Consider the following 11,976-nt stretch of genomic DNA (forward strand, 5'->3'; position numbering starts at 1 on the left):
ATTACACCAGAAACAAATCGCTCGCTATCTTATCAGCAAATAATTTACCTTTTTGCGTAAGTGTAAGTAATTGATTATCAAGACTTAGAAAGTTTTGAGAAAGATTTTGTCGTAGTACTTCTTCGTTGGATTTTAACCATTTTTGCCCCACCATTTTTTCTATCTCTGTCAAATCACACCCCCATTTGGTGCGTAAGCCAGTCATGATATAGTCGTTTACTTTTTCTTCGGGAGTCAGAACTTCATAATCGGCAGGAATTTGACCGAGCGTCAGAGCTTTGATATATGCAGGATTATTCGATACATTAAACTGGCGAGATTCACCATTGAAAGAATGAGCCGATGGCCCAACTCCCAGATATTCATGGCGTTTCCAATACGAAGTGTTATGTCGAGAATAACGATTATCTCTACAAAAATTTGAGATTTCGTATTGCTCATAGCCAGCTTCGGCCAAAGTATTTACCAAAATATCAAATTGTTGCGAAGCGAATTCTTCATCAATAGGCGGTATCTTATTGATTTGTAACCATTTACCGAAAACAGTTTTTGGCTCAATTGTCAAACAATACGACGAAATATGTGGTACATTCAACGAAATTGCCTTTTCTAAATCTCTTTGCCAAATCTGATGTATGCCCTTTGTGAACTCCGACTGTGTCTTTTGCAGTTTTTTAGGAAGCGTCAGTAATGGATGAATGCCATAAATCAAATCAATAGTGAGATTCTCAAATCCCATTTCTTGAGCCAATCGCACACACTCTTCGGCATGCTGCGAAGTGTGAATCCTGTTGAGATATTTTAGATGATTATCATCAAAAGATTGGATACCAATACTAAGGCGATTAAAGCCAAATCTTTGAAGAATTGCCAGACGGTCGCGAGTGATATCGTCGGGGTTGGCTTCCATTGTTATCTCAATATCGTCAGCGAAGGTATAATGCTTCTTGATAGTCTCAAAAATATCATACAATTCGTTCATATTTAGCAACGAAGGAGTGCCACCACCAAAGTAGATAGTCTCTAATCGCTTGTTTTTCAAGTAATTAGCCTGTAAATCTATTTCTCGACAAATGGCTTCAACAACCGTAGTCTTCAACGAAAGATTCGTACTGAAATGAAAATCACAGTAATGACAAGCCCGACGGCAAAAAGGTATGTGGAGGTAAAGGTGCAAATTAGTCTGATTTGTAGAACAACTGCTTCGGCAACGGTCGGAGCCGCTGCCGTCCGATTTCTAAATTGTTCTTTATAACACACATAGCAATTTGGAAAATTGCTCTACTTTGTAGCCACAAAAAAGAAATCAATACACTTTTCTGGCTCGTTTGAAACATGAAAATCGGTTACATCAATCGAAGCTGCCAAACTGCCAGTTTCAGCCATTAGTTTATTTCTATTGAAGCGATTCAAAAATTCGTAAGGAACTCGAAGCATCCAGGCAGGTAAGCGATGCTGTAAATCAAGCACATCGAAACGCATGATTTTATTGACCGATTGTTTATTTTCTTCATAGTAATCCCACACTTTTTTATTTCCGCCCACTCCCATTGTTTCTACTTTCGAGAAATATTTTTGCATCAATGAGCGTAATTCTTGCGTGTCGTACTCACGTACGTGCCAAGGATTTCGGCTTAATGAATATGGGCGATTAACTGTGGTGAGTAATACTCGTCCGTTTGGCTTCAAAACACGTGCAATTTCTGAAAGGAACTTATGGTCGTCTTGAATGTGTTCGATAACCTGAAAAGTTACTACATAATCGAAGGTATTATCTTTGAATGCAGAAAGATGCGGTAAGTCGGCCGTACTAAAAGTATGCATTGGATAAGCCGCTTGAAGTTGGTCAATCAGTGGTTGATTCTTGTCAAGACCTGTATAATGGTCACATTTTTCGATTAGGGTTTCAACGCCTCTTCCCCAGCCACAGCCTAATTCTAAAACATTTCCATGAATAATTTTTGCCGCCTCTACATACGGAAAATATAAACGTTGATGAACAGGATTATCCGATGGAATTTCGGCACTCGTGATTTCGGTGGTTGCGTATTTACTCACTTCTCTAATGTTTTTTTTGCAAAGATAGGGAAGAATTAGAAATTAAGAATTGAGAATTGAGAATTATGCTACAATTATCAATTCTTAATTCGCTAAAAAAGCATCAATACACACTTTTATTAATTTAAAACTAACTTTTTGAGATAGGTTTTATCATTTGTTTTGATTTCGAGTAATACGTTGCCTTGCCAAGAACTATGTATTTTTATTTTATGCGGCAATTCAGATTTTTCATTCGTATAAAGCAAACTTCCTTTTAAATCATATAGCTTAACTGAGTTAATTTTTAGGGATTTTTCTGAATCAACTGTCACCCAGTCATCAGCTGGATTAGGAAAAACATTAATTGTTTGACTCTTATCATCTTCGTTTGCAAGAATAAGCAATTGGAAAGTATCAGAAGTATTTGACGCACATGTAGCATCTGAATTAAAGACTTCAACCTTGTATTGTCCGTTTTGAGTCACTAAAAGTGTACTTTTTGTTCCATTTTCTACTTTTGTTCCATTAAAGTACCATTGTAGATTTTTATCAGCATTTACTTCTAAAATCCAATTATTGGCAGCATTCACCGAAATTATAGGCTTGGCAGGAATTACACAAAACTCTTGAATTACTTCATTGGCAGCGAGAAACTCTGCATTACCCTCTTGTTTAGCTTTTATTGCAACTTTTCCTGTACCAGTTAATGTAACAACATTGGCATTGACTGTTGCTGGGCCAGAAATAATTTGATAGGTAGTTGGCAAACCTGAAGTAGTGGTAGCTGAAAGTGTAAAAGTTCTTTCCGCTAACGTTTTTTGTTCGATTTTAGCAAATGTTATAGTTTGAGAAGCTTTAGCAGTAACTTCAAACGAAAGTTCAACATTCTTAGCTGGTTCGTAGATTTCATTTCCAGGTTGGGAAATTTGTAGTGTTACTTTACCTACTTCACCAGTTAAAGTGATACTATCTTTCTTAATTTTAGCTGGACCTGATACAATTTTATAGCTTAATGGTAAGTTTGAACTTACATTCGCAATTATTTTGAAAGGTTTAGTTGTATTTCTTTGATTAAGGATTTTTTCAGCATTAATTGTTTGTGATTTGACTTGGCCAGAGTCGTCGTAAATGAAAATACCAAAACTATTTGTGAATAACCAAAATCTGTTTTGTCTGTCAACAGCGATTCCTTTATAGTCACTTATAAAACGTAATGGAAGAGGCAGGTCATTTTCGAAGTCAACTCTAATCCATTTATCATTTATAAACTTATATAAAACCACTTTTTGGTTTACTTCACCCAATAACCATATTGTTCCGAATCTATCAGAAAATAAATTCCTATATTGTCCGTTTGGTAAATCTCCGTTGAAAGGGGAAGCTGAAAATTTTCTAATGGTATTATCAGAATTTCTTCTATTTACGCTATTATCAAAACCATTTATCCACCACAAATTTTCTTTAGTGTCAACAATGAATGTAGTATAAAAAGTAAATGGATTTTTTGACTCAATGCTAATCCAATTTTTTCCATCATATTTATAAATACCATCTTCAAAGGTTGAAGCCCAAAGATTATTTCTACTATCAATGTAGATATTCGGAGAATAAATTTTACCTCTACTAAAAAAAGGGATACTACTCCATACTCCCGAGGAATACTTATATATATTAAAATAACCTGAGTCATTTTGCATGACAGTATATAAGTTACCTTTTAAATCTAATGTGAAAACATTCACTTTTTGGCTTTTTGATGCAATAGTATTCGATAGCGGAGAAATTGTGTTTCCATCGTATTTAACAAGCCCAACTTTTGTTTGATTGAAATAAAGGTTATTTTCGAAATCAGACTTGATGTATGTATAGACTTCTGGGTTTAAAAATCCTTTTGTAGATATTGAATTCAAAGGTTCTGTCCAATTCACGCCATCAGTCTTATAGAGCCCAGTAGTGTTTACAAAATAAATATTTGATGAATCTTTATCATTTGTAAAATAGAGTAATCCATCTTTGTACGGGCTATTTAGTTGGTTTAAAAACTTCCATTTTGAATTTTTAACCCCTGTTTTAAAGCTTGACATTTGCCAAGAATCAAAAACATTTTTTTCTTTAAATCGGTAAAAATAGGTTGTATTAGGCTTCAAATTTTCAATTACCTCATAGCCTAAATTATAAAAATTACCAACACTACCAATGACATTCAATAAACGAGATTGCTGAAAAATATTTGTTTTAAAATCCTCACTTTCCGATACTTCCAATATATATTCCCTATTAATACTTGAGGTTGGTACCTCCCAAATTATTGGAAATGTTGTATTAGTTTTTGAAGTTTGTGTCGGATACCATCTACTGATTGGCTTCATTCTTTCAAACTTTCTTAATGTACTCCATTCTCCAACAATATTATTTCTTAATGCTCTTACTTGCCAGAAAAAGAAATCGCTGTAAAATTCAGGTCTATTTAATTCATTGAAAACAAAATATGGAGTTTGAACTTTAAAGGTAGTTACATTATTGCTTTGAGTCTTATTGAATCCGAATTGTAAATAATTATATTGGTCAGTAATTCTAAATTCATAACTTACTGCCTCATTTACAGGATAAACTTCCAGACGAACATTCTCAGTTCTGTCTTTATCCAAAAAGACTCCTTTGATGGCTGGTACACTTAGTGATTCATTTACGGCACATAAAAATTCATTTATCTCCGACCAATCACTTTCTCCAAAAGAATTAATTGATTTTATACGCCAATAATAAGCTTTCCCTTTTTCAAGACTATGCACTTGCAACAAATTAAAATTTGTTATTGAATCAATTAATATATTCGTAAAACTTTGATTTGTTGATAGTTGAACTTCATACTTAGTTGTTTTAACGTTACTATTCCATTCAAGGTATGGCTCAGTTGTAAAATTCGCTGGACTTTTTGTAGAAAGTTTAGGTCTATTGGGAGCAGTTTGAATTTTTGATAGAATTTCATCTGCTCTGTTCCGAATTACTTCCCTGCAAAGTGGATTAAATGTAAAACCACTACTTTGACAATAACTCATAATTGTACCAATGCTCATTAGATAAGAATCTTTTAAGCACTCTCCTTCATTCATACCACAATAATCTATTGGTCCATTTGGCCAATTACAATTATGTGTATGAGGGCAATCAAAACCATGCCCTAACTCATGAGCCATTGTATTTACGACTACCTTTTCATCATTAAAATTTCCTGAGATACAGTAAATATCATAACTACCATCTGAATTTATAATTTTAAATGTAATTCCGCTCGCAAAATTAGGAATAGCATTGCCTAACGTAAATAAATGAGCAATATGATACCCTAATTTCTTTTTACTTTCCTGTAAAGTATCTCCTCTCTGAGTAGTAATAACTTCAATATGATTTACTGTTAACTTAATTTTCATTTCATCTTCATAAACCTTCGAAACTTTATCAAAGTATTGGTAAACTTTTTCTTTAATTAAATCCTGATTTTTATTGTAGTCCAAGTATATTTTATACTCCACCGCAACCGCTACCAAACATTCCAACATTGGCAGGTCTGCCATTCTTAGATTCGAGTTTTTGCCAGCATTCCGCATCCGTTCTAAAACTTTTGCGTCAAGAATTTGGCTATCTGGCGTTCCACAAAGTGGAACTTTACTTTCTTGTGAAAATGCGAATGAAGTAACAAAAAGAAGAATAAACGTAGAGAAAACTTTTAACATAAAGTATATTGTGAATAGATGAAATTTTCAAGTATCACAAATATCAAAAAATTATCAGATACCCCATAAAATAGAAAGAAAAATTATATTGAAATCGAAATGCTGGAAAGAAAATTTAAGTAATAAATCTACGTTATTATACAAACAACCAGCTTACATTAGACTCATGAAAAAACTACTCTTGATTTTTGGGCTGCTTTTATTTTCAACCTTTTGCTTTGCCCAAATAGATATTTACGGAATGCCGCCCAACCGCTCTTACCCATCATTTATGAAACCTATCAATTTCAATAAAACCAAGCCGTTTTTTCGTAATAATTTACTATTCATACAATCAAAACCCATTATTTCTCAGTATTTACCAAAAAAACGAGATTGTTATTATCTGCTGGCTTCACAAACTTCTATATGTTTTAATCGAGAAATAAATCTGGACGCCATGAGCCGACAAACAAAACAATTATTCTTCAAAATGAAAATGTGGGGATGGTTTGTCCCACGAACTGAGCGTCGTTAATGAAGAGGTTTTTATAATGATTTTCCAACTTTTTTAATTATTTTTAGTCAATGAAATAAATAAAGTTTATGTCATTGAAGAAATTAAATTTTATATGCTTAGTCAGTTTTGTATGTTCAATTTCTTGTAAAAAAGAGGTAATCTCAGAACTACAAAATACTGATATTAAGGAGTTATACTCTCTAAAAAAAAGTAATGTAGTATCGAAAAAACTTGTAAAAAACTATGAAATAAAAAACACAAACGACACCTATTATTTAGAAAAAAGTAAGGAGATTGGAATCAAGTTTTCTTATGATTCAAAAGGTAATGTCATAAAATTTGAACATTTCTACACGGAAGACAAATGTAAATATAATAATTCGGGTTTACCGATTTTCAGATACAGCTCCGCTGATTTGAGCTTTATTGAGCAAGAATTTTTCTACAATAACAAAAATTTATTGATACAAGTTAAAGAGCATTTTTTGTATGATAAAAGTTTTTTGAGACAATATGACTTCAATTATAATGCAGATGGCCAATTATCTACGTACAGTATGCGGGAATCGAATGCTGTCATTAATAATCTTCAAAGCTTACTGTATAAAAACAACCAAATTATTTCAACTTACAATAAACAACAAGACACAATTACCTTAAACTCACAACATTTACCCATCAAATTCAATAATTCACTTCTTAAATATTCCATCAAAGATAATACAGTAACGATTGAAGCTACCAACAATAATTTGGCTGAAAAGTATGTGGTTATAGAATTTGACAATAAAAATAAGCCTACAATTCCGTTACCGCAATACTTGAATCTTAACCCTTATCCACTTAATAAACTATTACTCAATATCATTGAATATGCCGACAAAAATCCGTTAAGAATTTCGTCGTATAGTAGAAAAAATAATACTGAAAACTTGGTTTTATCTGATGAAACAATTTTCAATTACAAATATGACTCGGATAATTATCCAACAGAGATTAAACAGAATAAAACTATTTATTATTATCTAAGTGTGGGCTCCTCTCCCGTAAAATCAAATCAAGTTATAAAGATAGAATATCAATAAAATAAAAAAGCGTGGCACACTTTTGAAGTGTGCCACGCTTAGTATTATATCAGACGTAAATTAAGCAGGTTGTTGGTTCATCACCTCTGTTTGCTTACGGATAGATTCCATGTGAATCAATTTGAACATTTCTTCTACTAATTCAGGGTAAAGGTTTAGTTTTTTACCTAAATCAGCACGGTTGTTGTGCAATTCTTTCCAACGGTCAAGTTGCAAAACAGCTACGTTATTTTCACGCTTATATTCTCCCAATTTCTCAACAACTGACATACGAGCTGCCAATACTTCGAGTAATTCACGGTCGATATTATCAATTTTCTGACGTAATTGGTCTAATTCATTTTGGAATTCTACACCATAAGAAGCCTTACGAATTTCTAATGATTTCAACATTTCGCCCAAAGCTTCTGGAGTTAATTGTTGAGATGCATCAGACCATGCTTCATCTGGATTGCGGTGCGACTCAATGATTAAACCATCGTAGTTTAAGTCTAATGCACGTTGTGCTAATTCATACAAATATGCACGTTTTCCAGCCATGTGGCTTGGGTCGCCAATAATTGGTAATTGAGGGAAAAGTGTTTTCAACTCAACTGCCATTTGCCACATTGGAGAATTACGGAATTTTGTTTCTTGGGCATTCGAGAAACCACGGTGAATAGCCGCCATTTTCTTGATACCTGCTCCAGCGATACGCTCAAAAGCACCAACCCAAAGAGCTAAATCTGGGTTTACTGGGTTTTTGATTAATACTGGTACATCAACACCTTTCAAGGCATCAGCTAAATCCTGAACATTAAAAGGGTTTACGGTTGTTCTTGCACCAATCCAAAGGATGTCGATGCCATATTTCAATGCTAACTCAATGTGTTGAGGTGTAGCTACTTCGATTGCAATTGGTAAACCTGTTTGTTTTTTTGCTTCAACCAACCACGGCAAAGCAGCTTCTCCCATGCCTTCAAAACTACCTGGACGAGTACGAGGTTTCCAAACACCCGCGCGTATCACGTGTGCATAGCCTTCTTTGGCGATGCGAGATACGGTTTCCGAAACTTGTTCTTCGGTCTCGGCACTACACGGCCCAGCGATAATCAATGGCTTCCCTGCGGTATCAATCCAACTGCTAAGAGGAAGTACGTCTAAATTTGCTTTCATTAGTTAATTAAAGGAGCGAGGTGACTCGCTTTTATAAAAAAATCAAAAAAAATACTCTATAAATGTAATATATTTGCACCATATTTCAATCAAAAGCTATTTCTATTTAGCATTTTCTCTTGAAATAATACAAATCATCGATCAAACTAAAGATTTCAAAAATTTAAAATCAACAAACATGAAAACTGCTTCGCAGCATCATAATCTGAGTTTTGAGGATACGTCTGTAGCCTTTGCTCATCAATCAGATAGTAAACTTCGCAAAACCTACCTGATTTTTGCGATGATGAATCAAAATTGGCTCGTAAAGATAGGAACTTTTTTTATAAAATTAATACTAAAATTAGGTTTACCTGTAAAATTTCTTATCAAAAATACTTTATTTAGCCAATTTTGTGGGGGAGAAAGCATCGAAACTTGCCAAAAAACAATAGAAAATTTGGCGAAGTCGAAAGTAGGTACAATACTTGATTATTCGGTAGAAGGTGAAGATAATGAAAAAGATTTTGATAAAACTACCGAAGAATTGGTAAAAACCATCAAAAAAGCAGCACAACAAACAACAGATATACCATTTTCGGTATTTAAAGTATCAGGTATTGGCTCAGTTGACCTTCTTGAAAAAGTACAAGAACACGAAGAAGAACTAACGAGTGAAGACAAAGCAGCTTTTGAAAGAGTACATAGTCGAGTTGATAGACTATGTAAATTGGCTGCCGAACTGAACGTCAAGATTTTTTTGGATGCCGAAGAAACTTGGATACAAGATGTGATTGATAATCTTTGCTACGAAATGATGAAAAAATATAACGTAGGTGGCAAAACGATTGTCTATAATACTTATCAATTATATCGTTGGGAAAGTCTTGAAAACCTAATGAAAGCATGTGATAAAGGTCGTGCAGAAGGCTATACTGTTGGAGGAAAACTCGTGCGTGGAGCATATATTGAAAAAGAACGCCGCCGTGCAGCTGAAATGGAATATAAAAGTCCGATTCATGTTACTAAAGAGGATACTGACATTGATTTCAACAAAGCAGTTCATTATGCCATCGACAATGTTGATGTTCTTTCGATATGTCTCGGTACTCACAATGAAGATAGTTGTCTGTTATGTGTGAAATTGATGGAGGATAATGGAATTGCTAAAAACGATGCCCGAATTTGGTTTGCACAGCTTTTGGGTATGAGCGATAATATTTCTTACAATTTGGCAAATGCTGGCTATAATGTAGCAAAATATGTGCCTTATGGACCAGTTGAGGCCGTAATGCCCTACTTATTCCGTCGTGCTGAAGAAAACTCTTCGATTGCTGGACAAAGCAGCCGTGAGTTTTTATTAGTAAAAAAAGAACGTGAACGAAGAATGAGTAAAGCTTCTTAATCACTAAATTCAACAAAATTGATAGAGTATTCGAGAGTTTAGTCTATTTTTGTTGTTTGATAAATAAAATTTGATTTAGTAAATAAAATTTCACGCATGTCTGACATTGCTTTAAAAGGAAAATCTCCCTACAAGTATTTATTCTTGACGCTCATATTGATTCTGCTCGACCAAGCAATCAAACTTTGGATGTATTATGATGTTTTACCGAATCACTACGGCGAGATTGACCTCATTCCTGATTTCTTTAAATTGCATTATGTAGAAAATAAAGGAATGGCATTTGGAATGGAACTTGGTGGCGAGTACGGAAAACTAATTCTGACAACTTTTCGCTTAGGAGCTATGGTTGGAATCTGCTGGTATTTAGTGCATTTGGCACAAAGAAATGCTCATTCAGGCTTACTTTGGTCAATAGCCGCAGTTTTGGGTGGAGCAATCGGAAATGTAATTGATAGTACTTTTTATGGCGTTTTCTTGAATAATGCACCTATTGGTGTTTCAACTCCGTGGTTTCATGGGCAAGTAATTGATATGTTTTACGCTTACGGTCTTGACGGACAGTATCCCGACTGGATTCCATTTATTGGTGGTGATTTCAATACAACGCCGATTTTCAATTTTGCCGATGCATGTATTTTCTGCGGTGTTGTTAGTATTTTGATTTTTCAACAAAGATTTTTCGAGTTCGACCACGTACAAAAGTCTAACATAATTGAAGAGGAATCATTAAATGATGAAACAACAGGTAATGATGAAGTTTCGAGCGAGATTTTGGAAGAATCTTTAGAAGCAGAAGAAAAACTAAATGATGAAATAAACGAAGAAGTAACTGAAATTGTGGCCGAAGACCAGCAATTTAGACTAACCGAAGAACCATCAAAAGATATCAGCGAAGATAATTCTGAATTAGAAACCAAAAATCAATAAAAACATGACATTCTTATCGAATCAAAATTATAAGTGGATAATCATCGTACTATTTTTGGGAGTAATTATTGCACCTGCCCAAATGCCATCACCTACTTTTAAATCTATTGCACTGGGTGTTTTAGGAGGTGGTTGTATAATTTTTGAGCTTCTTTCGCTCAGAAGTCTTAAAAGTAGTACTGAAAACTACCGAAGTGAATTCCGCCAAACAGTTTTACTTATTTTTCTTACTGTGATGTTATTGGTAGTAAATTTAGTGATTTAGTCGTTGGCGAACCCACTAAATTGATCATGATATGCGTTAGAATGTTTAGAATTAGATTGAAGATATTTTAAATGCTAAACATTATCATTAGAGCTATTACGTATTAAAATACTAATGTCAAATGCTATGAAAAAACTTGCTATTATCATTTTTAGCTTATCCCAACCAATGGTTTTTGCTCAAAATGGTATGATGCAAAACACCAAAGATGCACTAAATCTGGGTGGGCTGAGGGTCGGACAACACACATCGACAATGCTTTATGGCTTTGATACTCGCACAACAGATGTCTTAGGAACATATTACCTCGAACAAGATTGGTCTTTGGCTACGGTCCGATTTTATTCAAGAACTATTTCTACTCCAAAAGGTACAGTTAAATTAGACTCTTTGACCGATGTACAGATAAAAGTCATTTTATTTGGTAATGAAGTGGAGTTTAATACGCCAGAAGGCATAAAAATCATTTCGGGTACGCTTATCAAAAGCTTTACTTTGCAAAAGCCAAATCAAATTCCCAAAAACTACGTAAGCACATTAGAATTTGTTGATAATTATGATAAAGTAAAACCGAGCTTCTTTGAAATATTGGTTGATGGCAAAGTAAAATTACTTGAATATACAAAAATAAATATTCAAAAACCTGACTACGTGGAGGCATTTAATACAGGAAGCAAAGATATAAAAATCACGAAAGAGAAAGAGTACTTCATTACGCAAGGCAATGAAGTACTTAAATTTAAACCTAATAAAAGGTCTGTTTTAGCACTAATGGCCGACAAAAGATTAGAAGTTGAGGCTTTTATTAAACAAAATAATCTATTTGTAAAAGACCGTGCTGATTTGTTACAAATATTTAATTTTTATAATGGAAAGTAGAATGA

At 33.9% G+C, this 11,976-nt stretch carries 10 protein-coding genes; 6 read left to right on the plus strand and 4 right to left on the minus strand.

Annotation, left to right across the window (positions count from 1 at the left end):
- Window position 1: 1 nt before the first annotated feature.
- The 3 genes from hemW to ABR854_RS10105 form a co-directional block, all read right to left on the minus strand.
- Complete coding sequence (gene hemW, locus ABR854_RS10095; RefSeq protein ID WP_350265273.1) at window positions 2-1,177, minus strand: radical SAM family heme chaperone HemW; 1,176 nt, start codon at window positions 1,175-1,177, stop codon at window positions 2-4.
- 104 nt (window positions 1,178-1,281) lie between these two features.
- Window positions 1,282-2,058: a class I SAM-dependent methyltransferase gene (locus tag ABR854_RS10100; protein ID WP_350265274.1), complete on the minus strand. Its 777-nt coding sequence runs from the start codon at window positions 2,056-2,058 to the stop codon at window positions 1,282-1,284.
- A 119-nt stretch (window positions 2,059-2,177) separates the two neighbouring features.
- Window positions 2,178-5,774, minus strand: coding sequence for a M12 family metallo-peptidase (locus tag ABR854_RS10105; protein ID WP_350265275.1), 3,597 nt, complete (start codon window positions 5,772-5,774; stop codon window positions 2,178-2,180).
- A 166-nt stretch (window positions 5,775-5,940) separates the two neighbouring features.
- Between ABR854_RS10105 and ABR854_RS10110 the strand changes: the two genes are divergently transcribed.
- A complete protein-coding gene (locus ABR854_RS10110; RefSeq protein WP_350265276.1) occupies window positions 5,941-6,291 on the plus strand; it encodes a hypothetical protein in 351 nt (116 codons plus the stop codon).
- Between the two features lie 74 nt (window positions 6,292-6,365).
- The gene (locus ABR854_RS10115) at window positions 6,366-7,358 is read left to right on the plus strand and encodes a hypothetical protein (RefSeq protein ID WP_350265277.1); all 993 of its coding nucleotides are present in this window, start codon (window positions 6,366-6,368) and stop codon (window positions 7,356-7,358) included.
- Between the two features lie 60 nt (window positions 7,359-7,418).
- Here the strand turns inward: ABR854_RS10115 and ABR854_RS10120 are convergent, their stop codons facing one another.
- Window positions 7,419-8,513 carry a chorismate mutase gene (locus tag ABR854_RS10120; RefSeq protein ID WP_064198472.1) on the minus strand — a complete coding sequence of 365 codons (1,095 nt, stop codon included), beginning with the start codon at window positions 8,511-8,513 and terminating at the stop codon, window positions 7,419-7,421.
- A gap of 178 nt (window positions 8,514-8,691) precedes the next feature.
- On the opposite strand from ABR854_RS10120, the gene ABR854_RS10125 reads away from it, so the two are divergent.
- From ABR854_RS10125 to ABR854_RS10140, 4 genes are all read left to right on the plus strand, one after another.
- The gene (locus tag ABR854_RS10125; protein ID WP_350265278.1) at window positions 8,692-9,897 is read left to right on the plus strand and encodes a proline dehydrogenase family protein; all 1,206 of its coding nucleotides are present in this window, start codon (window positions 8,692-8,694) and stop codon (window positions 9,895-9,897) included.
- Between the two features lie 96 nt (window positions 9,898-9,993).
- A complete protein-coding gene (locus ABR854_RS10130) occupies window positions 9,994-10,827 on the plus strand; it encodes a lipoprotein signal peptidase (RefSeq protein ID WP_350265279.1) in 834 nt (277 codons plus the stop codon).
- A gap of 4 nt (window positions 10,828-10,831) precedes the next feature.
- Window positions 10,832-11,092 (plus strand): hypothetical protein, encoded by a 261-nt coding sequence (locus tag ABR854_RS10135; protein WP_350265280.1) that lies wholly within the window; start codon window positions 10,832-10,834, stop codon window positions 11,090-11,092.
- A gap of 126 nt (window positions 11,093-11,218) precedes the next feature.
- On the plus strand, window positions 11,219-11,971 hold the full coding sequence (locus tag ABR854_RS10140) for a hypothetical protein (protein WP_350265281.1): 753 nt from the start codon (window positions 11,219-11,221) through the stop codon (window positions 11,969-11,971).
- Window positions 11,972-11,976 lie beyond the last annotated feature (5 nt).

It is taken from the genome of Emticicia sp. W12TSBA100-4 (assembly GCF_040253585.1).
Classification (GTDB): domain Bacteria; phylum Bacteroidota; class Bacteroidia; order Cytophagales; family Spirosomataceae; genus Emticicia.